Here is a 25,595-nt window from a genome sequence, read left to right as displayed (position 1 = left end):
TGCGGCTACAAGGAAAGGAAGAAATAGAACTTGACATTTTTGATTAAATAATTATATAATAAATGTTACCTACATTTGACCCTGGTTTGGAAAAATCCATTGACAGGGCTAACTTATGGAGGGGTAATTAAGTAGAGATAGTACTCACAATGGGGTGTTTAAATGGCATTTGGAAAAGTAATTACAGATAATAGAAAAGCTCGCCATGATTTTTTCATTGAAGAATCCTTCGAGGCAGGTATTGCCTTGCAGGGTACAGAGGTAAAATCAATGCGGCTTGGTAGAGTCAATCTTAAGGATAGCTATGCTCACATTCAAAATGGAGAGCTTATCCTGTCTAACATGCACGTTAGCCCATATGATAAGGCTAGCCATTTTAATCATGACCCAGTACGTGATAGAAAACTACTAATGCATAAGAAAGAAATAATGCGCTTATGGGGTAAAACTAGAGAAAAGGGATTAACCCTTGTTCCAATAAAACTATACTTTAATGAGAAGAATAGAGTTAAGGTAGAAATAGGCCTGGCAAAAGGTAAAAAACTATATGATAAGAGGGATGACTTAGCTAAAAAAGATGCTGAGCGACAAGTTGCCAAAGCACTAAGAGAAAGACAAAAAATGTAATTTTTGACAATTACTAGGTAGGAAAATTGAAGTATTGTTGATTTTATGATATAATAGGGTATATAAAATAGTAAATATTTCATTCATGGGGGCGTACTGGTTTCGACGGGGGATGTATGAGCATGAGTAGCGAGTCGAGATTCCACTTGATCTCGTTAAACAGTGGAAAAGCCAATTAACTGGCAAAGATAATTACGCTTTAGCTGCTTAATAGCAGCTCATCCAACTTTCCTAAGTCCGTGGGGAAAGACCTGGGTGTCAAATGAACGGGCTACCCAATGACCACCTCCTGATAGTCAATTGGGGAAATAAATCGGGATAGCTGACTGCTGAGCCTGTCTATAGGCGCAGCGAGAGGCGAAACACCAAATTATAGTCTACACTCGTAGAAGCTCTTGTGGGTACTCTTTCGGACAGGAGTTCGATTCTCCTCGCCTCCACCAAAATATGTAAATGGGAACAGCTGAAATAGGGCTGTTTTTTGTTTGTGTAAAATGAGGGATTCGATGTCCATTATAAAATTGCTACAATCACGTCCTGTATTCTATTTTTCTCTAGCTTCAGTATTTCTTCCTCCAACTCTTTAAATCCCTTATTTCTTCCATTTAGAATTTTATTAATTTGGTGTTTTTTCATTTCAGAGACACATGAATACTAATTTCCTCAATAAAGGGATGCCCTTAAAGTGGGGATATATTTAAAGAAATGTTGATTGTTGAGTAGTCAGACCCCGAGTTGCAGATACTATTTGGAAAGATAAGATTGAGGTGTAATGATGAAAAAACATCAAAAAGGATTATCAGCAGGACAACTTGCCATGATGGCATTGGGAACGGTGGTTGGGGGTTCTTTTTTTCTTGGATCTTCGGTAGCAATCGGCGCAGCAGGCCCGGGTGTTGTCATTTCCTACATGCTTGGAGGTGTTTTAGTATATTTTATACTTTTTGCCTTATCAGAAATGACAGTAGCCGATGCAGCGCCAGGGTCTTTTCGAACCTTTGCAGAAAGAGCATACGGGCCAGGGTTGGGATTTGTGGTAGGGTGGGTTTATTGGACAGGGATTGCACTTGCAATGTCTAGTGAAGCAACAGCAGTATCGATTTTTCTTCGGGCATGGTTACCGGGTGTTTCTTTACTACTGATAGGCTCGATTATAATTGTTGCGGTTACGTTGCTAAATTTACTGGGGGCTGAAAAGCTAACTAAACTGGAGAGTGGTTTGGCTGCGATTAAACTTCTAGCCATTGTTGGATTTATTATTTTAGGTGCCTTCCTGATTTTGGGGATTGCTCTGGATGTACCAAAAGTTGGAATGGGGGCTTTACGACAAAGCGATTTGTTTCCCGGTGGGATTGGAGGAATAGCTGGGAGTATGCTTATAGTTATGTTTACGTACGCTGGTTTTGAGATCATTGGATTGGCTGCTTCTGAGACAAACGATCCAAATAGAATTGTTCCAAGAGCTATAAACTATACTGTAATCAGTCTCGTTGGTCTTTACATAGCAGTCATAGTCGTCCTTTTGCCGCTGATCCCTACTAATCAACTTACAGAAGAAAAAAGCCCAATGGTATTGGCATTAACCACATGGAATTTAAGCTGGGCGGGAAGGGTAATGAATATCGTTCTTATAACGGCAATCCTTTCTACTATGCTTGCAGCTATGTTTGGCCTAGGGCGGATGATACGATCTCTTGCTGACGAGGGACATGCGCCACATTGGCTAAAAGATAAAGGTGAGATTCCTTACAGAGGAATTCTTTTTTCTGGTGCTGCGATGCTTGCAGGGTTATTCTTTGGATTTGTCTTGCCAGAAAAGGTATATATTTTTCTAGTTAGTTCAGGTGGATTTTCTCTTCTTTTTACGTATGTGGTTATTTTAGCGACCCATCATAAATTTCGAAAGAAAAATGGTTGCCCACCTAAGGGGAAATGTCAACTACCAGGTTATCCATTTACTTCGTGGATAGCAATCATCAGTCTAGTTGGCATTATATTCAGCATGCCTCTAGTTCCCGGACAAGGATACGGTTTACTGGCAGGAATGATTTTAACTATCTTTTATTTAGGAATATTCCTTGGCAAGAAGATATTGTCTAAAAGATATGTTGACGGTAAAGGGAAGACCCTTGAAGAGGTACCTATTACTCCTTTAAAAACTCTTACGCCACAAACATATATGGAGTTTTCAGAAGAATTCCTACCTGAGCGACCAGAAAAAGATAGAGAACAGAAATAATAATTGGGACTGGTTTGAAGGCTTTCGGACAGGAGTTCGATTCTCCTCGTCTCCACCAAATATGTAAACAAAATCAGCTGAAATAAGCTGTTTTTTTGTTTGTGCAAAAGAGGGTTTCGATGGGATTGTGCCACACAGTATTCCAGCTCCACAAACTACTATTTGAGAGGGTATTGCTAGGTCATTTAAAAATGTTGGTTATATCTCTATTATGTCTTCCGAATTGTTTTAAGAATTGAATATACAACTTTCATCAGACTGATGATTGATGTTTTAGTTTTAGGCTTAGCATTTTCATGAGATGCTTCTTGACGGAGACTAATTTCTAGCTCTTTTGTTCTTTCGGGCACAAAGGCATATATAATATCTTCAATTTTAACACTCTTTTTCTTCAACTGCCTAAGAAGCCATTTTTCGGATTGATTTAACAATTCTAAATTTCGTTCTTGGATTTTGCCGTCAATAATTACCGCAATTGGTAAACCTTTATCTATAATAGAAATACCCATATGCCCAACGGTGATAGGTGTGTTTTCCACTTTGGGAAGAATACTAAGTTCTCCAATTGGTTCAAGTATTGCATAATCAATATCCGACACTTTGGGGTATCCTTTGCTCCTTAAAATTGATAATAATTGGGCAAGGGATATTGTTGTCTTTTCTAAATTATCTTCTACGATTTGACCGCTTTTAATTAGTAGAGTAGGCTCGCCTAAGAATAGCTTTTTACCCATAGAAGTTAGTGTTAGCCGTGCAAAAGCTATATGTAATACTGTGAGAATTCCTAAAGAAATTAATGTTGGCACATATTCTGTACTAATTAAGGGTTCTGAAACAACTGTGCCAATAATTATAATAGCAAGTAAATCATAAGGTGTCATTTGTACTATTGTGGACTTGCCTAATATTCTCATAGTAGCAATGCCTATTAGATATAAAGTCAGTACTTTAAAAAATATAATCATAGTTATTGCCCTCCTAATGTGTCACTATATTTTAGTTTCTCCTATACTTGAAAGGTTACACATAGTTATAGTTGGATGAACTCGGATAGGAGTTCGCAAAATCAGCTTATGGGGCTGGTTTTTTTGTTTATGTATAGATAAGGGGTTCGACGCGGGAATCGCTTTTTTAAAGATGAGAACATTCTCTGCAAAATGCCGCTTGAAAAAAGCACATGGGGAGAACTACTTTCATTCTGGTAAAAATAAAACCTACGTACCCTTGGAAAGTGCAGAAGAGGCCATAGGAAAATTGTCATCGTGATTGAGAGTATTTTGACTGGCGAAGGTTTTGTTGGTTGATTTTTGCTGGTTGTTCTTAATGGAAAAATTACTTGGTGAAATGTAGGAAGAATTAGTGTTGTATTTCATGTAAAATAGGATTGTGATAGTAACTAGAGGAGTGGTAATCTTGAGACAAGTTTATGCACCAGGTTGTGCACTTATGATCTATAAGCCGGAGCTTGCTGAAAAAATATTAGATTTTTTGAAAAAAGAGTTAGGAGAGCTACATGAACACTTAACATGTTGCAGACATGAACCAAATCTTGAAAGTAAAACACAGGTCATCAATATCTGTCCAGGCTGTGACAGAAGATACAGAGAACTTTATGAAGGATTTTCCACCATATCACTCTGGGAAATATTAGCCCAAAGTAAAACCTTTTCATTTCCTAATTATAATGGTATAGAAATGACTATACATGATGCGTGCCCTACACGTACAGAGGAAAGGGTACATTTAACAATTAGAAAACTCCTTGAAAGAATGAATATAAAAGTTGTTGAACCCACAAATACTCGAACCAAATCGGTATGTTGCGGGGACAGCTTTTACAGAGCATTACCTAAAGAACAGACAAAGGATCAGATAGATAAGGCAAAAGGACAGATGAAAAAACGTGCAAAAGAAATGCCTTGTGATAATGTAGTAGTTTACTGTGTTTCTTGTATAAAATCAATGCATATCGGTGGTAAAAAACCACGGTATATAATTGATCTTTTGTTTGATGAAAATACTTCGCTTGGCACTATTGAACCTGACGCATGGCATAATGAATTGCAAGGCTTCATAGACGCCCACTAATAAGGATGAGAGCAATGAAAAGACTATTGCAAATTTCTAATCAAATTTCTAATAATGAGAAGTGGCAAGCTCTTGTAAGTTGTGATGCAAGCTATGACGGTCTGTTTTTCTATGGTGTAAAAACTACAAGGATCTTCTGTCGTCCTTCATGTAGAGCAAAAACCCCTGTTCGTGAAAACGTGGTATTCTTTGATCACGCAATAAAGGCTATGGAAGAAGGATTTAGACCATGCAAAAAGTGCTGTCCTGATCAAATAACTTTTCAGCCGGATTTAGATCTAGTTAAAAAAGCTAAAGGCATATTTAATGCAAATTATAATAAGCAAATAGACTTAAAATATATTTCAAAACAGCTGGGAATTAGCAGAAATCATTTGACAAGATTGTTTAAATATCATACTAGTCTTACCATTTCACAATATATTACTAAATTAAGAATAACTAAGGGGGTAGAATTGATGGAAAAAACAGAAGTAAAAATTCTTGATATTGCCTACATGACAGGTTTTAATAGCCTATCTAATTTCTATAAATGCTTTAAAGAGCAGACTGGCTATACCCCTAACCATTACAGAAAAGGCAGAGGTGAAAGGTAGTGCCTATTTATTACTATGATACTGTCGTTGGTGAAATTGGTATAGCAGAAAAAGATGGAAAAATCACTCATTTACATTTTGCAAATGAGCCTTTACCACAAGTTCTCAACATATGCGAAACACCTATTTTGAAGGAAGCAGCTAGGCAGCTTAAGGTCTATCTTTCAGGTGAAATTAAGGATTTTTTCTGCCCCTTGCACCTGAAGGTACGGCTTTTATGAAGCAAGTTTGGGAAAGTCTTTGTAAAATACCCTATGGTAAGACGGTAGCTTACAAAGAGATAGCTGTAAAAATAGGTGTGCCAAATGCTGCTCGAGCTATAGGGCTAGCTAGTGAACTCGTTCAGCCAAAGCTACAGTAAAGAGGTGGGAGTCTTAGTGGTAGTTAGCCATCGGATAAATTGTGCTCCAACTGTAATTTTCTTTTCCAACTTATAATATTGAATCATCTGTTCCGCTTCTGGTGCCTTAAAAGGCGATGATGCCGCACCCTACTAAAATGACTGTAAAGTTTTTTAATGCAACTTTCCATTTGATTGTTCGTCTATACTATTATAGAACCATAAAGCTCTATGATCATAAAATGGGGGTAGCTCAATGTTTGAAAAAAGAGACAGAAGAATAATTTTTGTATGTCTAGCAATTATTATCTTTCTTAGCATGTCAAATTCAGCAAAGATGAAAGAAATGCAAAACCGAATCAATTACTTGCAGAGTGAGATAAGTAATATCAGTATGCAGGTATCAAATGAAGTGTCAGGGATTAGGGGAATCGTTGCTGATATGAGAGAGCAGGAAAGATGGTGGACACCTGCCCAAGTTCAGGTTGAGGATTTATCGAAAGACGAAGCAGTAGTAAGGGTCAAATGGCAGCTAAGAGATTATCAAGAAGATAGCAGGATTACCTTCAACTACAGAGATGGAAATATAGGTGAGTTTACAGAGATTGAGGCTGATAAAAAGTCAAACGGCTATTTTACAGTTAGATTACCCATCGATCCTCCCAAAGAGCCCATTGTAAATCTCCAGTTTAGTCAGGAAAGTAGTGTGGCCTCCAACGGACACTCGGTACAAGTAGAAGAAAAAGTACTAGATGAGCCTGAGTTATCATATGAATATTACATTTCCTCGCAAACACAGGGGAGCATACGTAATAGTGATGTGCTTAGCCTAAACCTGTGGGAAATAACCTATGGAATATTTAGTCCAATCAATGCTGATATCACCATATTGCAGAATGGCAATATTCGCGGTATGTTTCATTGGGCAGCTTCAGATGACAGCTATTATAAAGTGCAGGAAGTATACTTGGAGGCCAGAAATGCTGGCAATGTTTCACAGGAACGCTGGTTTTTTGACGATGCTGATTTATCGGATAGAGAAGTAAAAGTCCTGCATATAGATGTAAATCCTGGAAAAGACTATCACAGTCTATATTTAGTCATCAAATACAATGAAGGGTTAACTGTTGAGAGAAGAATTAATGGGTAAAAATCAAGAAATAGCATACTGGTTAACCATACCGATCCTCAGTATTAGTGGTGGTTTCCTTAATTATTAAAGTTCTCCCATTGATAATCTGAACGGGACTCAAAAATATGGAAAATATATCTAAAATCACCTACAATAATAGAGGAATATTACAATATTTTGCAGAATTATGCCACATAAATGTCCTTGCTGGTGTTTTCCAAATAGTGACTAGCAAGAAAGGTAAATTCTCAAATTTTTATACTAAAAGGTGATATATGTTTAATAATCAGCCAAAATCCCTGAAAAATGCTTTTTTTATGAAAAGATCAATATTAATCCCGAAGGAGTATAAAGAGGAGTTAACCCAAGAACTTCTGGAAATAAATTTAAATCGGGAAAAGACCCTTGGTTATATCCTGATCATAGTAGTATTGAGCTTACTAATCCTGAATACTATTGTTCTTAGGGTATTGAACTTGGATAAGTATGTTTTTCTGCCTTTTTCAAAACTACATTTATTATTGCTGTTACTACCGATGGTATTTTTAATTTTCTACAGAATAAAAGGCAAGTATTTTGATAAGCAAATATTCTCAAGGTTGTTGCATATATACATTTGTATTGTAGTTTTAGTTGTATGTTCTGTAATAGGACATCATAATATACTGATAAATCAGCAGCCATTTGCATATATCATTGCAATGTTTTGTATTGCCCCTATAGTTATACTTTCGCCTTGGGAGAGATATCTTATATTTCTTTTTCCATATGTTATTTACATCGGCAAAGCCTCAATAGCTTTAAATGACCAGAACTATTTGATAGAGGTTATTTTTTTCTCAACACTACTAACAGCATTGGCAATTTTTGTATCAAGTATTAATTATAATTCATATGTCAATGGCTATCTTGATAATAAAACTATCCTGAAAATGAATGAACAATTAAATAGTATGTATAAGGATACTGAGGATGCTTTGAAGGATCGTTCGCTTGAGCTAAATGAGGCTATAGAATATGAAAAATTGAGAACAGCTTTTTTTGCTAATATTTCCCATGAGATTAGGACACCTCTTAATGTAATACTCTCAGCCGAACAAATGATAAGGGTTAAGCTTGAAGACATTGCAGGTAATAGTAAAAAGGAAGAAGTTAACCACTATATGAATGTGATAAAGCAGAATTCTAACAGATTGGTACGCATTATAAATAATCTTCTAGATATAACTAAATTGGATGCAGAATGCTTTACTGTTAATCTGAAAAATTGGGACATAGTAAGAGTTGTAGAGGATATTTGCTTAGGCGTAGCAAAATATATTCAAGATAGAGATATAGAATTGATTTTCGACACAGATGTGGAAGAAAAGATAGTTGCATGTGATGCGGATAAAATTGAAAGAATAATGCTTAATTTACTTTCAAATGCTGTTAAGTTTACACCTGTGGGCGGTAGCATATATGTGAATCTTCATGAAAAAGAGAATAAAGTACTTATTATTGTCAAGGATACGGGTATAGGTATACCCATGGAAAAGAAGGACTGGATATTTGAAATGTTTGTACAGGTTGATAAGACAACAACAAGAAGTAGGGAAGGTAGTGGCATTGGTCTTTCTATTGTAAAATCTTTGGTAGAAATGCATGATGGGAGTATTAGGGTTATATGCGAACAAGGAAAGGGCAGCGAATTTATTATAGAAATTCCTGACAAGACAATACCAGATCTGGTAGATAAACAAGAAATTCCAGGTAATGAATTTACTCCGAACATCGACAAAATTAATATTGAATTTTCTGATATATATTAATAAAGTGTTTTGTCCTTTGGGATTCGTTGCTATTTATCTCTTCCTCGGTAAAGACTTGTTGCTATACTAGCTAAGAAATTCTCTTTTTTAAATCTATAGCTTTGTGCATACATAATTCATGACAGCACATACAATCAATACATATTTTCAGGGTATACAGGGACAACACCTTCACTATCAAAGTTCTTAATTATAGCACTTCTTTTTGCTACTTTTTCATATCCTGCCACCTTCATGCTTAGTGCAGTAGGTGCTATCCCAGCTATCTCGCCACCGGAGCTGTCACCTATCCATACAGTACATCCTTGTTGCCTTAAAATCCTCACTAATGCCCTGACAAATTTACAATGTGTAATTGCAGCAAATCTAAGATTCCACTAAAAAGTATCTCATACGATAATATATCCATTTATAAAACTCTGCTATTATTTAATAGTGAGGTTTTTGGCACAAACATCAGCTTTTTCGCTGATTTTTGTTTTAATCTTGCAATGAAAATGAAAATATCTGATAATTTTGAAAGAAATATAAAGGAACTATGACAATTAATGTTGAATATTGGTTGACAAAACTAACAGGGACTAGATAACAATTGAGATTTGGAGGTAACTATATGAAACTCAATCAAGATAAATATCGTTTATTGCTAGAACGCCTTCCAAACCCTTTTGCCTATCATAGGATTATTTTAGATAAGAAAGATCAGCCTATAGATTATGTAATTTTAGATGTAAATCTAGCTTTTCAAGAGATGATGGGACTTAAAAAAGTCAATATTATTGGCAAAAGAGTTACCAACGTATTACCTGGGATCAAATATTCCAACTTTGACTGGATTACTACCTACGGTAAAGAAGCAGTAACAGGTAAAAGCATTAGTTTTCAGCAGTATTCTGAGTGTCTAGATAAATGGTATACTGCTACATCTTTTAGTGATGAGCCAGGTTATTTTGCTGTGGTTTTTCATGATGTTACTGAGCGAACGCTAGCGGAGGATAAACTTACACAATATCAGGATATCGTCGAGAATATGCAAGTTGGTCTACATGTTTATCATTTAGAGAATCTTGAAGATGATAGATCTCTTAGGATGATTCTTACGAATCCTTCTGCAAGTTTGCATACTGGTTTAAAGAAGGAGAATGTTCTTGGCAAAACTATAGATGAAGTTTATCCAAAATTGCGTGCTATGGGTGTTGCAAAAAAATATGCTGATGTTGTTCGAACTGGTAACTCAATAGAATTAGATAATCTATATTATAGTGATCATAAAAATGTTCAAGTTCATTTTTCCATAAAGGCTTTTCCTTTACCGAAAAACTGTGTTGGTGTATCTTTTGAGAATGTAACTGACCGCAAACAGGCGGAGGAGGCATTACAGGAGAGCGAACGTAGCAAATCAGTACTACTGTCAAATATACCAGGCATGTCATACAGATGCCATTATGACTGTAATTGGACTATGGAATTTGTATCGCAAGGATGCCATGAACTGACTGGATACAAGCAGGAAGAACTTCTCTATAATCGGTCCATTTCATTTAATGACATAATTTTACCAGAATATCATGAACAAGTACGGAAAGCATGGGAAAAAGGGGTTTCTTCCTGTGAACCAGTTGGCGTAGAATATCGGATTCGTTCAGCTAACCTTGAAGAAAAATGGGTTTGGGAGCAGGGAGTTCCCGTTTATAATGAAGAAGGTGAAATAGAAGCACTAGAGGGGTTGATTATTGATATAACTGACCGCAAGCAGGCGGAAAGGGCCTTGTTTGAACAGGCCCAAAGGCAGGAATTGGCAGCTCAATTGGCTACCAGCTTTTTAAATAAAAGTCTAAATCATATTCACAAAGACATTGAAGATGTCCTTATGGTGATTGGCAATGTTATGTATGCCAATCGATGTTATCTTTTAGAATTCTCGGCTAATAATAAGATTATGTCTAATACATACGAATGGTGTTCTGAGGGCGTTAAACCTAAAACCGATGCAACTCAGAATCAGCCTATGGAACCCTTACCGTGGTTGTATGAGCAGATTATGAACAAAAAAACTGTTCATATCAATAAAGCAGATGATCTACCTTTTGAAGCAAATGTAGAAAGGCAGGAGTTTCAACGGCATTCTATACAGTCTCTTATTTGTGTACCAACTATTGTAGAGGATAGGGTTACAGGCTTTATTGGTGTTGATGCCGTTTGCTCAGAGAGCCGATGGAATGAAAACGATGTTTTAATACTGCAGATAGTTGGAGGCATTATTTCAAGTGCTATTAAAAGGGGAAGGTTAGAAAGTGAATTAACTCAGCTAACATTTTACGATCAGGTTACTGGTTTATACAACCGCAATTTTTTTGAGGAAGAGATTCGTAGGTTAGATACTGATAGACAGTTGCCATTCAGCATCATTGTGGCAGACTTAAACGGCCTCAAGCTTGTAAACGATACTTATGGGCATAGTGTGGGGGATGAAATGCTGGTAAAAAGTGCTGAAGTTTTAAAAAAGTCTTGCCGGGAAGAAGATATTGTTGCCCGCTGGGGTGGGGATGAGTTTGTAATCCTTCTACCCCAGACATCTGCAAACCAAGTAGGTGCAATATGCAAAAGAATTATTAAAAAGTGTAACGAAACATATGTGGAAGATATCCCCTGTTCCATGGCTTTAGGTGTTGCAACCAAAAATAGTGGAGAGAAAGATATTCCAGAGTTATTGAAAGAAGCAGAATACATTATGTATAAGAATAAACTCACCGAAAGTAAAAGTGCAAAAAGTGTATTATTTAAAGCCATCTTAAAGACTTTGGAAGAAAAAAGCCATGAAACAGAGAGTCATGTACGGCAAATGCAATTTATTGGTATGAAAATTGGTGAGAAACTAGGACTTCCTGAATCAGAGATGTCTAGGTTATATCTCTTAATCAGTATGCATGATATAGGAAAAATAAATATTCCTGAGGATATATTAAGGAAAAAGGGTAACTTAACGCAAGAAGAATGGGAGATTATAAAGAAGCACCCCGAAATAGGATGCCGCATTACGCGCTCAACGGAAGAGTTTGCTCATGTTGCAGGTGATATTTTATGTCATCACGAAAAATGGGATGGGTCAGGATATCCTAGAGGAATTAAGAAAACAGAAATACCTTTATTGGCAAGGATAATAGCTATTGCGGATGCTTATGAAGTTATGTGCAATGGAAGACCGTACAAGGCACCATTATCGCAAAAAGAAATCATTGATGAATTCAAAAACTGCGCTGGGAGTCAATTTGACCCTGATTTGGTAAAACTGTTAATAGAAATATTGGAATGGGGTCAGGCTTGACAAATTGACATTTTGCGTTGTTATCAATAGCAGGCCTAGATATTATTATAAGATAATTAGAATGTCAGCATTTCACATAAAACAGCTAAACCGATCAATTAGGTCTGTTTATATCAAAAGGTATTTTTTTCCTAAAATAATACTTAACCTTCGTACACAATAAATAAAGGACCGGGCGTTTTATAAAAATTCCCGGTCCTTCACTTGTAGTAGACATATTTCATTAACCTACAAAACTATTATTTTTGGAAGTTATCTAACAGGAACATTAATAACCTGACCAGCAAGAATGGAATTAAGATTAGTAATTTGTGGATTGACTTGCAAGATTTCTTGTACGGATACATTGAAGCGGGCAGCTATAATAAAAAGTGACTCTCCTGGCCTTACTGTATATCTGACTATTCCTGGCGCTACAGTAGGACCAGGTTCACATTCAGCCCCTAAAGCCGTCCATGTTTCAAAATCTACGATACCTGTAACTTCAATTTCCCGGACACTACGTTGGAATGCCAAAACTGCAGCTTGAGTCCTTGGACCATATATTCCATCTATAGGTCCTGGGTTAAATCCTGCAACATTAAGAAGTATCTGAAGCCTACCGACATCAGGTCCCCGATCCCCTTGTCGAATTCAATGAATTACTGCTCCTGATGTAATGTCGGGAACAGCAATTTATATTTTGTCTGGGGTTTAAACTTTTTTAAGAGTAGGAATTGGATACTTTATCCGATGGCTAACTACCACTAAGACTCCCCGCCTCTTGCTCTGCACTGGTATTTCTACGCATTGCAAAAATCACAATGCTAGAACTACTGGCGTAGTGGGAGATAAGTGGTACTAAGCCCCTGGATAACGGTTTCTAATATTCAGATGGAGTCAAAACTCCACCTGAATAAAGAATCCTGTTTATTAGCTGGTATATTGTGTTTACAAATGCTAAAATAAGCATATAATAAAAACGAATACTATATTCATTTTTATGGGGGGATTATGGTTCAGTACAAGAAGGATGAAATCAAACAAAGAATTGACACCGCTGCATTAATTGTATTTGCTGAAAAGGGTTATAGAGGTACTAAAATATCCGACATAGGAGAAACTGCTGGTGTTTCTGTAGGAAATATATATACATATTACAAGGGTAAAGAGGAAATTTTTTACTCCATTATGCCAGAGGATTTATTGGATACCTTTAAATCCCTATTAATGGATAAAATATCAGCACTCAAAGTAAAAAATAATCTACATTTGGATCAATTTTGGTTAATAAATAATGAAGTTATTGAGTTTATGGTTGGGAATCGTGAGCGTATTTTAATCCTTCTCAAGAAAAACCAAGGCACAAAATATGAACATGCTAAAAAAGATTTGATTGGTTTTCTTTTGGGTTTCATTAAAGATAATTATACTGTAGCAGAAAGTAATATTTTAAGTACAAGTAAATCGGATTTAGTAATAGTAATTATCTATGAAAATCTTATTAATACAATACTTAATATTTTAGAACTAACAAAAGATCTTAATGAAGTACGAGAGTATTTAAATATTGTTAATTCATATCACTTATTTGGAATAATGAGCTTGTTTAGACAAAAGCATTAGCAAATAATAGTGACATTTGAAGGAGTTGATGTTTATGGATCTATATAAACAGAACGAGGAAGAAGAAAAAGTTCGTTTAAAATCTACTTTAAAATTCATAGAAGTGGAAATGGCTGAGTTAAATAAAACACTAGCTAGGAGAAAAGAGGAGCTTTTAACCATTAGAACGGATATGTGGGAGAATACAGCACACTCTTCAAATGACTTTACAAAGCTTACCGAGATGAATCAATATCTTGCTATTGAAAATAACCAGGTGGTAAGCTGTCAAAATACTGTCAAGGAAATTGATAAATATCAAAAAATGCTTTCATGCCCATATTTTGGACGATTTGATTTTATTGAGGAAGGTACAAAGGAAAAAGAAGAAGTATATGTTGGCATGTACAATGTAATGGATTTATCCTCCTTTAATATTCTTGTTTATGATTGGCGAGCAGCTATTTCAAGTATATTCTATGAGCATGAATTAGGAAATGCTAGCTATCAAGCACCAAGTAAAATTATAGCTGGAAAAGTAAAATTGAAGCGTCAATATAAAATATATGATAGTGAATTGAAGTACTTTTTTGATTGTAGTTTAAAAATCGATGATGAAATGTTACAGCAGGTACTATCTGGAAATGCCTCTCCCAAAATGAGAAATATAGTAAATACCATTCAGAAGGAGCAGAACAGTATTATTCGAGATTTAGAAAATGAGTTACTAATTGTTCAAGGAGTTGCAGGAAGCGGAAAAACCTCCATTGCTTTGCATAGAATAGCTTATTTACTATATCAGGGCATGAATCAAAACCTAAAGGCAAAGAACATGTTAATTATTTCTCCAAACAAAGTATTTGGGAGATATATATCTGGAGTTCTCCCTGAACTAGGAGAAGAAAACGTTCAACAAATGACATTTGATGATATTGTCTCCATACTTTTGCAAGATAGATTGATGACAGAAAAAAGCGTTGAACAGCTTGAAGCTCTAGTGAGTTACAAAAATCAGGAAGATTTGGAAAGACGCCAAAAATCCATAAATTTTAAAGGATCAAAGATATTTGTTCAAATCCTTAATAGAATGCTTCAGTATTATGAAAGAAATTTGATAAGCTTTGAGGATATTTACTTCCAGAATCAGATTATTATTACGAAACAACTACTGAAAGCACGACTTATTAATGATAAAACGGGAAGACCTTTGGCTAAAAGATTAAAAGCAATTGAAGAGAATATTTTTAAAAGAATTCATCCTTTGAGAAGAGAAAGACTGAAGAAGATTGAAGACCTTGTTCAAAACGTTGAAGGTCGTGATCTGGAAATTAAAGCTTTTAGCAGATTACTTTCTATTAAAGAAGCGAAAAGATTATTAAAGATAATTAGAAGATTTACGGAGATTGACTATGTACAAATATATCACATGCTTTTTGCAGACAAGGAGCTCCTATTCAGGCTGGCTGGAGATTTGAAGCTGCCAAACGATATAGAACACATTGTAGAATTGACTAGAGAAGACATAGAAGGTAACGTTTTGCGTTACGAAGATTGTGCTCCATTACTATATCTAAAATTAAAGGTTGAAGGTAGTGATGCTTTTTCAGGAGTCAAAGGAATTAAACATGTAGTGATTGATGAAGCTCAAGACTATCTTCCATTACATTATCAAGTATTTAATACTCTCTTTAGGGATGCAAGATATACTGTCCTAGGGGATGTTCATCAAGCAGTGAATGGAGATACCAACTTATCCATCTATGATAAAATTAGCGACATATTATCTAAAAGAACAACAACACATCTATCCTTAAATAAGGGCTACAGATCTTCCTATGAAATTAGCTCCTTTACACAACGAATATTGAACCTTAATCAGGATTATGAAAGCATTGAACGGCATGAAGCTCACCCAGAAATTATTCATAAGCATAGTACACAAAGCATGGATGATGCTGTAGTCAGTAAGGTTAAGGACTACATTAAACAAGGTTATGAAACAATAGCTATTATTTGTAAAAGCACGGTTCAATCAAAAGCACTCCATAATAGACTAAAGGATTTTATTCCTATAAACCTAATAAATTCTACCGATAAAGAAGTTCTATCTGGAGTAATGATTATTCCAGGATATTTAGCAAAGGGGTTAGAATTTGATGTTGTATTGGTTTATGATGTTTCTAGTGAAAATTATTGGAATGAGCGTGACAAAAATCTGCTATATATATCTTGCACAAGAGCACTACATAGATTAGTGCTTTACTATACTGGAAATAAAAGTAGTTATATACCTAGCTAATCTCGCTTGGTTTGTGATACGTCCTAACCATAATTAGGAAGTTTGGCCTATATAAGGATGCAGCCAGATATGTTAATATTCAACCAATAAAGCATATATGGAGGGATTTCATGAAAAGGAATGTGCTAATAATTCTTGCATTGCTGTTGACGTTTCTACTTAGTCTTGGAGGGCTGGCTGTAGCAGCTCCCCCTGAGCATGCGGGTGGGCCAAATGCGTCAATAGACAGCCTTGACTATGAGGATGATCTATTTTTTGACGATGACGAACGTAATACTAAAGAAAAATCTGAGCAGGAGAAAAAACAGGAAAAGGAAACACCTCAGGGTTTACAGGGGAAAGGTACCCCGCCTGGTTTGCAAAATAAAGGTGGTTTACCGCCCGGAATGCAGGGTAGAGATGTACTTCCACCTGGTATTCAAATGAGGTTTGCAGAAGTTTTACAGGAAAAACCAGTTGAGCCCGGATTAGTAATATCGGGTGACAGGTTCATTGTTATACCTGACGATGAAACGCTAACATCAGATTATAATGCGGTATTTGTAGATGAGAATGGGGAGAAAACAAGTGTAACTGTAGACTGGAGCATTGAAAATGATGATGAGATTGCCGGAATAAGTTTTGAAGATGGTACTTTAGAAGTAAGCCTCGATGCAGAAAGTGGCACTATAACTATATCTGCTCTTTATACAACTGGGGACGAAGAATTTTCTAAGACCCTTAAGGTAGAACTTTACAAGCAGGAAATTAGTGAAATCAAAATAGAAGGTCCGGAGTATATCACCTTCATGGAAGGCCAAGAAGATTTCATTAATGTAGATTATACTGCATTGGTTTTAGATCAAAAAGGATCAGTAATAGAGAATGAGACTGTGGAATGGAGCATAAGTTCTGAGCTTGATATTACAAGTGAAGAGGATAATAGGGTGAGATTAGAAGTTCCGGCGGAAGAAGGGGAATTCACCGTTACGGCAGAGAACGGTGAGGTAAGTGAAACGCTGGAGGTTATAGTGTATTCTCCGGAAGTTAATTCAGTGGAAATTTCAGGACCTAAATATGTGGCGTTGACAGAAGATGACGAAGTCCCACTTGTTTTAGAGTATTCTGCAGCAGTTAAAGACCAGGAAGGCAGAGACATGGAAAAAACAGTTAGCTGGCTTCTTGCGGAGGATGACTATGAATATATTAAGATAGATAATGGAGAAGTAACTTTGAGTGAACTTCCGGAGGAAAAGCTTGTATTTACTCTGAAGGCAGTATATGTTGTTGATGATGAAGTACTGGATGATGAACTGGAAGTTACTGTATACTATCCTTATGTTGCCGAAGTCTTTATAGCTGGGGACGAAGAAGTAGCTATACCGTCTGAAGGAGAGATTGAAAAGGAATATAAGGCTTCTGTTCTGGACCAGTTTGATTATGAAATGCAAGGAATAGCAGTAGAGTGGTATTTGACCGATGAAGATGGGGAAGAAATTACAGAACTAATTGGTGTAGAACTGGATAATGGAAAATTAACCGTAACCGACGAAGCTGAGGAAGGATCTTTTGGACTCTGGGCAGTTTATGAAGAAGATGTTTTTGGCACTTTTGAAGTAGAGCTTTATTAAAACCAGGCCTAAGACATAATCCGCTGTCTCTGGTAATGTTCTAAAATGTAGCAATAAAAAGTAAACATGGTTTCCACTAGAAGGATCTCCGGTATTAATTTATGGAGGTCCTTCTATCATTCATACTCTTTGTTCTCCAAAAAAGGTACTTCCTTCCCAAGATATTTCTGCGAGTCATATTTTACTCAATAATTTTCCAAATATCTTTTACAAAAAAATTAAAGCCCAATGGGCCTTCTTTCACATTATGCTACCCAAACTAAAAAAAGGGCTAAAGGACCATTGCCTTAGATCTGTAGTTATGTAAAGCAATTATTAGTATTATTTAATAAGGGGTTGGAGTTTGATATTGTATTAGTCTATAATGTTTCTAGAGTTCTTCATAGGTTACTACTTTACGGGTTTTGATGGGGGAGGATGATTGATTGCATGGGTATTAAGATATTGACTGACAGTACAAGCTATATTAATGAAGCGGTGAGAGAGTCATTAGATATAGCCGTTGTGCCACTTAGTGTAGATTTTGGAGATAATGCTTTTAAGGAAACGGAAATAGATAATAAAAGCTTTTATGAAATGATGAAGAAAAAGGGTATTCCCAAATCTTCACAGCCCTCTATAGGCGATTTATATAATGAGATGGAAGGCATAGTAAAAGTAGGTCATAGTCTGCTAGCTATTTTTTTATCTTCAGAAATGAGTGGCACATACTCAACAGCCAATACGGCCAGAGATATGATTTTAGAGAATTACCCTAATGCCAAGCTAGAGATTATAGATTCTCGGTCAAATTGTATGCAGCTAGGATTTGCAGTCATAGTAGCAGCAAGAGCTGCTATGGAAGGTAAAACCCTAGACCAAGTAAAAAAAGTAGCTGAAGAAAATATGAAAAAAAGTCGGTTTTTATTTATACCAGACAGTCTAGAATACTTGGAAAAGGGCGGAAGGATTGGGAGGGCAAATGCTATAATCGGGAACTTCTTAAAAATCATTCCCATACTAACTGTAGAAAATGGTGTAACTACAATATTTAAAAAGGTTAGAACAAAGAAAAAGGCTGTATTAACCATGGTAGAGCAAGTGTTAGAGGATATTAGAACTCTAGGATTAGGAGAAATTATAGTTCATCATATAGACTGCATAGATGAAGCAAGAGAACTAGCGAATGATATGAAGCAGATTTTAGATGTAGACATTAGTATCCAAGCTATAGGTCCGGTAATCGGATTACACGTTGGTCCTGGTGCCATAGCTATTGCATATTACACGGGGTCAGGCTTTACACGGGGTCAGGCTTGACAAATTGACATTTTGGCTTGTCATCAATTGCAAATCTAAACATTATAAGATAATTCTAATGTTAGGTTTTATAAAAATTTAGTAGCATATATGGTATAATCCTCTTGTATAAATATCACACAAGGGGAATGAGAGACAATGAAACTCAGACAAATAACTAGGTTGGTTTTTTATGCATTGTTTGTTTTTGGGATTGTTTTTTCCCTGTTTGCATCACGGTTTTCCGCGCTAATTGAGTCCGGTTATTCCACAAAATTATACTATTGGACTATAAGGCCTTATTCTCTATTGACGGGCCTTTTCCCGTTTTCAGTAAGTGAGCTGATAGTTGTATCAATAGTAGGTTTTATAATGTATAAAGTAGTCAGAACAATTGTCATCTTGAACAGGAATCCAAAGTGTTTTATCAAAGAATTACCGAAAAAAGCTGTTAGGCTACTCCTTACCTTGGCTGTTTTATATCTGGCTTTTAACCTGATGTGGGGATTTAACTACAATCGAATGACCTTCGCTGAAATATCCGGTTTACCAGTAGAATCTGCCTCCGTGGAAGAGCTTGCTGAATTAGCTATACATTTGACACATTGGGCCAACGACTTGCGAGAGCAAGTAGCCGAGGACGAACGAGGTGTAATGACCCTACCAAATGGGATTCGGGATATGTTTGGCCGGGCAAATCTAGGATACGAGAGGGCAGCGGAAATCTATCCGGAACTGGGGGGTCAATACGGCAGACCTAAGGGAGTAATGCTTTCACCCTATTGGTCTTATACTGGTATTGGTGGAGTATTCTTTCCTTTTACAGCCGAGGCTAATATAAATACCAATATGCCTCACTTCATGCTTGCCTCCACTACTACCCATGAGATGGCTCACCAGCGTGGCTTTGCCAGAGAAGATGAGGCAAATTATATAGCCTACCTGACCAGTACATTACATCCGGATCCTGACTTTCAGTATTCTGGAGTAATGCTGGCCCTGACCTACACAATGAATACACTATATAGATACAACCCAGAAACCTGGATCGAGGTTAGAAATGAGTATAGTGAAGGGGTTAATCGTGATATTGAGGACATGAAAAAATATTGGACTCATTATCAAGGCCCTATTGATCAGATATCCACCAACATAAACAACACCTATCTCATGGCTAACCGGCAAAAGGACGGAGTGAACAGTTATGGCAGAATGGTTGACCTAATGTTGGCTGAGTTTCGGGGTGCATCTATAGAAGATTAGCGTATAAATTTGAAAAATAAATCAGATATATATTTAACCTGTCACTTTAATGGAAGCTATCAATAAACCAGATACTGGTCTATTTTTGTAATGAATTAAAAAAACTAGGTAAGATCAAGAAAGTCTTGTTGCAGACAAGTTGACAATTTTGCTTTATCTAACGGCTAACCGGTGAAGGGACGGAGTGAACAATTAAGGCCCGAATAGGAATCTTATCTATCCATCAACCCTTCTTAAAACAAAGCACTACCTCAGTCCCCTTACCTTCCTTAGTATCCATAGTCAAAGTGCCACCTAAACGTTGGGCCCTATAATGCATATTTGTTAGACCCTTACCTTTAGAAGCATCGCTTCTTGAGTATCCTTTGGGGTTATAGCCTATACCATTATCAATTATTCTAATAGTAATATCATTATGAAGCCCTTCTTCAATGAAAATCTTTACTTTTGAAGCGTTGGCATGTTTTATAATATTAAACAAGGCCTCTTGGACTATATGAAATACATTGTTCTCTTGTGCTTGTTGTAAATATAGTTTACCTTTTGATTTATCTATCATGTCAATATTGACCATGGATATACTACGAAACTCATGAATTAGATTTGTTAGCATATGCTGTAGACTGCCCTCAGTTTCTTTGCCTAAATCTACAATATAACTTCTAAGTTCAATTAGTGCATTATTAAGCCTTTTCTTAACAGTTTCTAAATGTTCGTTTGCTTTTACTTGCTCTCCATTTTTAAGCATGTCTTGGCTTGTTTCTATTACTAGACCTGCTGCATAAATGGATTGAATAACCCCATCATGTAAATCTATTGAGAAGCGCTTCCTCTCCTTCATAAGAACACTCAGTCTCTCAGCCTCTTCCACACGCCTCTGTTGCTCCACATTGAAAATGGTTATTGTACGAATAATTGTATAAGCCATTAATAAGCCTAAGGCAGTTCTGAAGTGCTGTACGGGCATACCGGTCAGTTGAGTAAAGGTTGAAGTATTCAACACAGTTCCAGGCCAAAAATTTATGGGAAAAGTTATTAATCCTGAAAAAAAGCCATAAGCGCCAAATATAGCAGCTGAGCCTAAGCAATGGTAATAGGCAGATTTTAAGCGCAGTCTTTTTAATACTGGAAGCTGAAGAATTAATCCTACACTTACTAAAATAGATCCTGGAAGGGCTAGTACATATCTTGACCAGGCTATGCTGTTAGCATTCCAAGTTCGAAGATCATCTGTGGGTAGAATAATTAAGTCAATTATTATGAACTTAGTAGCCCATATTACTGCTAGAATCAAGGGTAAATATCTTAATTGAGTATATTTACCCTTAGAGGCAATTACTAAATGGATTCCAAATAAAAATAGGAATGTAGAGGATATTCCAACTGTTAGGACATCAATCACATGAAGTGTAAAAATATCTAACAAAGCAATCTCATACATATGAAGTAACTTAGCAACTTTACTCCATTCTGCAAGAGCTTGAATTAAGCCAAATACTGATAAAAACCACAGAGGTTTAGCTAAAATGAAGCTGCTATCTTTTCTGACTTGAGATGCAATTACAACGGCCATTGTAAAAAAAGCGAGACCATAAAGAGAATATGTTAATATCATTTTATCACTAAATATCCCCATTTTTTTCCTCCCCTTAGGTATTCTTTCAATGATGCTGCTTATTATAAATTTACAATTAATTATAAACTATTTTTGTGTATAAGTCCCTTACTTAATCTGAACCTCTTTCAATCAACGAGTTACATGACATAAATAGGAAATTTGTAAATATAATTTTATAGTACCTACTAAAATTAACCAAGGGGTGCGAATTATCTATTAGACAATACAAAAAAATAAAAGGAGAGATTGATATGAGAAAAAGTAGAAGGTTAATAGCATTACTTATTACATTGGTGTTCGTCATGATTTGTTCCTTACCTGTCCTAGCAGGTAACAATGGGCAGGGTGTAGGCAAGGGTCTGTTAAAGAAAGCCGAGAAAGCCAAATATGAGCAAACCATAACTGAGTATTTAGAAATGGCTCAGAATAAGATTAAGGTTAGAAATAAGCATATTAATTTTGATGTACCTCCAGTAATAAAAGAAGGGCGTACACTAATACCAGTAAGAGCTATCACCCAGGGATTAGGAGCTGAAGTGGACTGGGATGAAAAAAATAAAATTGTTACCGTTACCAGGGGAGATATTGAAATAGAGTTTGACTTGGAATCTGGTGAAGTCTTTGTAAATGGTAAAGAAGTGGAAATTGATGTACCACCTGGTAAGATTAACAACAGAGTTTTCGTACCTTTAAGGTTTATTTCAGAAGTTTTAGGTGAAAAAGTAAAATATAATCCTGATAATGATGAAATTAATATTGGTGATGAAGTAGGAGACATTAAAGGATATGTTTCCGAAATGATAGATGATAAACGCGAAGCTATTGAAGATGTTATGGTAATTGTGTTTGAAGAAGATGAAAGGATTCAAAGAGTAAAAACTGATGAGGATGGGCAGTACATTCTAAAGGATATTCCTACTGGCACATATACCCTGGAATTTAGCCATGATGACTATAATACGGTTTCAAGGGATGATGTGGAGGTAAAAGAAGATAGAGTAACTACTACCAACGTTATAATGTCAAAAGTTGAAACTGAAGTTGGGGATGTTACTGGAAAAGTTACAATAGATGGCACCAGAACAGGAATCAGCAATGTATATGTGCGTGTATATGATGGAGATGATTGGGTTAAAAGAACTACTACAGATAGAAATGGCGAATATACAATCAATGATCTGCCTGTTGGCACCTATAGGTTAGAGTTTAGCCATGACGACTATGAAACCGTAAATGTGCGTGGAACAGTAAAAGACGGTGAAACAATAAGAGTTAATGCAACAATGAGTCCAGAAATTGAAGAAGGTTTCATTAGTGGAAAAGTTACAAAAAGCAACACCACAGTTGGAATCAGAAATGTATATGTGCGTGTATATGATGGGGATGATTTAATTGTAAGAACTAGAACAGATAGCAATGGAGAATATACCACTAGCAATGTACCTTTTGGAGATTATAGTTTAGAGTTTAGCCATGCAAACTATGAAACTTTTACAATGGATGTCTCAGTAGAAGATAATGAAACAATAGTAATTATACCAATGGTAGCAAAAGAGTAACATAGCAAAATGTTTATAGGTTTTGCAAAAAAGTCAACCTAAGGGTTGGCTTTTTAATTAGATTTTTTAAATAAAAAAATCTAGATGGGAAAAGCTAAGCTTAATATTTTAAATATTTGGAGGTAATGGGATGGTTTTTACAAACCTCCGCACCAAAACTGAAAAAAAGCAAAAACAGGTGGATGTCCAGGAAGCATATAATTTATGGGGTATTTTGCAAACAAAATATGTAACTATAGAAAAACTAAAGATTTGGGAGAATTTCACCCATGATATGGACCTGAAGCTTATACTTGCCAGGCACCTTAAAGAAATAATGGAGAATGCCACAATATTAGAAAAGGAAATGACAACATATGGGATTAAAGGCCCTGGACAGAATAGATACGCTATGAATGCTCCGGTTAATCCAGAAGCAGTACATGATCAATTTATTGCCGATGATTTCTTTGTGTATTTGCAGGAACATGTGGAAAATTTATTAAGGGCATTTAGAACTAGTATGAATAATGATTCTGTTCGGGGACTTTTTAAAAAGCTGTCAGTAAAGACTATCAATCAGCAGAATGAGGTTGTTGGATACTTAAAACTCAAAGGCTGGTTGGAGACACCCCCCTTGTATCAGAGTATCAACAAGAACATTAAGGAAAAACTATCAACTATTGACGCCTATCATCTCTGGGATCATTTAGGCTACCGTTACGATAATCGACGTCAAACACAGCTATATCAGGCCTTTACTTTTGACGGTGATTACAAAATGATTCTAAAAGTTGGAATTAACCAATTAACAAAGCATGCTCAGCTACTTGAGAAAGAACTGCAATATTTTGGTATTCCCTTACCGAAGAAACCTCCCGAGGTTACAGTTTCTCCTGGAAATACTGAGTTATTTGAAGATGATTACACATACCGGATTATCATGATAGGTATCCAAGGAGCATTAACCATTCACGCTCAAGCTTTAAAACAATGTACCTTTAATGATAGGGTTAGAAACATTTTTAAAAAATTACTGTTAGAAGAAGTCGACCTCTTAGATAATTACATTAAGTTTGGCAAAACCAAAGGTTGGCTCAATCCAGGCCCTGGCTACCATCCTTAAAGCTAATCCGCGCGTTGCTGTAGAAGAAAACCTACAGTAATTTACTAAAGATATAAAATAATATATAATTAATAAAAGAAGGTTTGAAGGGCTAGTCCTTCAAGCCTTTTTGGCACTATCAAAAAGTTTCATGATATTATAATAAAGAAAATTGGGTATGATTAAGACATAGAATTGATGGGGGGTGAAAGAATGCCTACGATTACTTATGATGGTCCAGCTTTGCCTCTAGAGAATAAACGAACTGCTGCTAAAGAAATAACTGATACTATTTCTAAGGCAACTAAGCTAGATCCATCTAATATTGTTGTTATTTTTAAAGAAAACGCGCCTGAAAATGTGGCTGTAGGGGGCAAACTCATTGTTGACCGGAAAAAAGCGTAACCATCCTATTCTACAAAAAATCTTCACAAAAACTTTAATTTTTGTCCCATATAATTATGGTAATCTATACTCATAAGGTAAAAACAGAGATTTAGAAATCTATATATTTTAAGGGAGGACTATTATTTATGAAAGAATTAAGAGGTACTAAAACAGAGAAAAACTTACAGGAAGCTTTTGCTGGTGAATCCCAAGCACGAAATAAGTATACATACTGGGCTAGCGCAGCAAAAAAAGAAGGCTATGAGCAGATCGCTGGGGTATTTTTAGAAACCGCTGATAATGAAAAAGAGCATGCTAAAAGAGCTTTCAAGTTTTTAAGAGGCATAGGAGATACAAAAGAAAATCTAGAAAATGCTGCCTCAGGTGAAAATTTTGAATGGACAGATATGTATAAGCGAATGGAAGAGGAGGCTAAAGAAGAAGGCTTTGATGAGATTGCAGAATTCTTCCATGAAACAGGTGAAGTAGAAGAAGAGCATGAGAAGAGATATAGAGCATTATTAGACAACATTAAAAAAGGAAGAGTATTTAAACGTGAAGAGGTAGTAAAATGGCATTGTAGGAACTGTGGTTATGTGCACATAGGCAAAGAAGCACCAGAAGAATGCCCCGCTTGTGTTCATCCTCAAGCCCACTATCAAATACTTCCAGAAAATTATTAAGAAAATATATCTGCCTGCTGTTGGCAACTAGGTATAGGAACCATACATAACGTGCTATTTTACTCATGGCAC

At 36.1% G+C, this 25,595-nt stretch carries 20 protein-coding genes and 1 pseudogene; 17 read left to right on the top strand and 4 right to left on the bottom strand.

All coding sequences use genetic code 11. The features are described 5' to 3' along the window. Positions 1–162 precede the first annotated feature (162 nt). Together APF76_11380 and APF76_11375 are read left to right on the top strand one after the other, a co-directional pair. The gene (locus APF76_11380; GenBank protein ID KUO50303.1) at positions 163–627 is read left to right on the top strand and encodes an SsrA-binding protein; all 465 of its coding nucleotides are present in this window, start codon (positions 163–165) and stop codon (positions 625–627) included. A 775-nt stretch (positions 628–1,402) separates the two neighbouring features. Further along, positions 1,403–2,866, top strand: coding sequence for an amino acid permease (locus APF76_11375; GenBank protein ID KUO50302.1), 1,464 nt, complete (start codon positions 1,403–1,405; stop codon positions 2,864–2,866). A gap of 308 nt (positions 2,867–3,174) precedes the next feature. Here APF76_11375 and APF76_11370 read toward each other — a convergent pair. Beyond that, positions 3,175–3,831, bottom strand: a pseudogene (locus APF76_11370). Positions 3,832–4,279: 448 nt separating this feature from the next. Here APF76_11370 and APF76_11365 point away from each other — a divergent pair. The 5 genes from APF76_11365 to APF76_11345 all read left to right on the top strand — a co-directional run bounded on the left by APF76_11365 (position 4,280) and on the right by APF76_11345 (position 8,833). Next, the gene (locus tag APF76_11365) at positions 4,280–4,954 is read left to right on the top strand and encodes a hypothetical protein (protein ID KUO50301.1); all 675 of its coding nucleotides are present in this window, start codon (positions 4,280–4,282) and stop codon (positions 4,952–4,954) included. A gap of 14 nt (positions 4,955–4,968) precedes the next feature. Next, entirely contained in the window at positions 4,969–5,550 is a 582-nt protein-coding gene (locus APF76_11360) for an AraC family transcriptional regulator (GenBank protein KUO50300.1), read from the top strand. Then, positions 5,550–5,771: a hypothetical protein gene (locus APF76_11355; GenBank protein ID KUO50299.1), complete on the top strand. Its 222-nt coding sequence runs from the start codon at positions 5,550–5,552 to the stop codon at positions 5,769–5,771. Before APF76_11360 ends, APF76_11355 begins: the two co-directional genes overlap by 1 nt. A 375-nt stretch (positions 5,772–6,146) precedes the next feature. Then, positions 6,147–7,040 carry a hypothetical protein gene (locus tag APF76_11350; protein KUO50298.1) on the top strand — a complete coding sequence of 298 codons (894 nt, stop codon included), beginning with the start codon at positions 6,147–6,149 and terminating at the stop codon, positions 7,038–7,040. A 935-nt stretch (positions 7,041–7,975) separates the two neighbouring features. Further along, positions 7,976–8,833 (top strand): histidine kinase, encoded by an 858-nt coding sequence (locus APF76_11345; protein ID KUO50388.1) that lies wholly within the window; start codon positions 7,976–7,978, stop codon positions 8,831–8,833. Positions 8,834–8,967: 134 nt separating this feature from the next. Here APF76_11345 and APF76_11340 read toward each other — a convergent pair whose 3' ends face one another. Beyond that, the gene (locus APF76_11340; protein KUO50297.1) at positions 8,968–9,159 is read right to left on the bottom strand and encodes a hypothetical protein; all 192 of its coding nucleotides are present in this window, start codon (positions 9,157–9,159) and stop codon (positions 8,968–8,970) included. A gap of 287 nt (positions 9,160–9,446) precedes the next feature. Between APF76_11340 and APF76_11335 the strand changes: the two genes are divergently transcribed. Beyond that, positions 9,447–12,158 (top strand): hypothetical protein, encoded by a 2,712-nt coding sequence (locus tag APF76_11335; protein KUO50296.1) that lies wholly within the window; start codon positions 9,447–9,449, stop codon positions 12,156–12,158. A 252-nt stretch (positions 12,159–12,410) separates the two neighbouring features. On the opposite strand, the gene APF76_11330 is transcribed toward APF76_11335, so the two are convergent. Beyond that, positions 12,411–12,674 (bottom strand): hypothetical protein, encoded by a 264-nt coding sequence (locus APF76_11330; protein KUO50295.1) that lies wholly within the window; start codon positions 12,672–12,674, stop codon positions 12,411–12,413. 477 nt (positions 12,675–13,151) lie between these two features. On the opposite strand from APF76_11330, the gene APF76_11325 reads away from it, so the two are divergent. From APF76_11325 to APF76_11305, 5 genes are all read left to right on the top strand, one after another. After that, complete coding sequence (locus tag APF76_11325) at positions 13,152–13,763, top strand: hypothetical protein (protein ID KUO50294.1); 612 nt, start codon at positions 13,152–13,154, stop codon at positions 13,761–13,763. 34 nt (positions 13,764–13,797) lie between these two features. After that, complete coding sequence (locus APF76_11320; protein ID KUO50293.1) at positions 13,798–16,041, top strand: ATP-dependent DNA helicase; 2,244 nt, start codon at positions 13,798–13,800, stop codon at positions 16,039–16,041. 110 nt (positions 16,042–16,151) lie between these two features. Next, positions 16,152–17,651 carry a hypothetical protein gene (locus tag APF76_11315; protein ID KUO50292.1) on the top strand — a complete coding sequence of 500 codons (1,500 nt, stop codon included), beginning with the start codon at positions 16,152–16,154 and terminating at the stop codon, positions 17,649–17,651. A 429-nt stretch (positions 17,652–18,080) separates the two neighbouring features. Further along, a complete protein-coding gene (locus tag APF76_11310; GenBank protein ID KUO50291.1) occupies positions 18,081–18,950 on the top strand; it encodes a fatty acid-binding protein DegV in 870 nt (289 codons plus the stop codon). Positions 18,951–19,088: 138 nt separating this feature from the next. Next, positions 19,089–20,192 (top strand): hypothetical protein, encoded by a 1,104-nt coding sequence (locus APF76_11305; protein ID KUO50290.1) that lies wholly within the window; start codon positions 19,089–19,091, stop codon positions 20,190–20,192. A 223-nt stretch (positions 20,193–20,415) separates the two neighbouring features. Here APF76_11305 and APF76_11300 read toward each other — a convergent pair whose 3' ends face one another. Further along, positions 20,416–21,828 (bottom strand): hypothetical protein, encoded by a 1,413-nt coding sequence (locus tag APF76_11300; GenBank protein KUO50289.1) that lies wholly within the window; start codon positions 21,826–21,828, stop codon positions 20,416–20,418. A 233-nt stretch (positions 21,829–22,061) separates the two neighbouring features. On the opposite strand from APF76_11300, the gene APF76_11295 reads away from it, so the two are divergent. The 4 genes from APF76_11295 to APF76_11280 all read left to right on the top strand — a co-directional run bounded on the left by APF76_11295 (position 22,062) and on the right by APF76_11280 (position 25,523). Beyond that, the gene (locus tag APF76_11295) at positions 22,062–23,369 is read left to right on the top strand and encodes a hypothetical protein (protein KUO50288.1); all 1,308 of its coding nucleotides are present in this window, start codon (positions 22,062–22,064) and stop codon (positions 23,367–23,369) included. A 130-nt stretch (positions 23,370–23,499) separates the two neighbouring features. Further along, a complete protein-coding gene (locus APF76_11290; protein ID KUO50287.1) occupies positions 23,500–24,474 on the top strand; it encodes a hypothetical protein in 975 nt (324 codons plus the stop codon). Between the two features lie 192 nt (positions 24,475–24,666). Then, positions 24,667–24,858, top strand: a complete 192-nt coding sequence (locus tag APF76_11285) for a hypothetical protein (GenBank protein ID KUO50286.1) — start codon at positions 24,667–24,669, stop codon at positions 24,856–24,858. 128 nt (positions 24,859–24,986) lie between these two features. Continuing rightward, on the top strand, positions 24,987–25,523 hold the full coding sequence (locus APF76_11280) for a rubrerythrin (protein KUO50285.1): 537 nt from the start codon (positions 24,987–24,989) through the stop codon (positions 25,521–25,523). Positions 25,524–25,595: the final 72 nt, after the last annotated feature.

Source organism: Desulfitibacter sp. BRH_c19 (assembly GCA_001515945.1).
In the GTDB taxonomy this organism is placed as follows: Bacteria; Bacillota; DSM-16504; order Desulfitibacterales; family Desulfitibacteraceae; genus Desulfitibacter.
The sequence above is the reverse complement of the archived record's forward strand: the minus strand, read 5'-3'. Positions and strand labels throughout refer to the sequence as shown.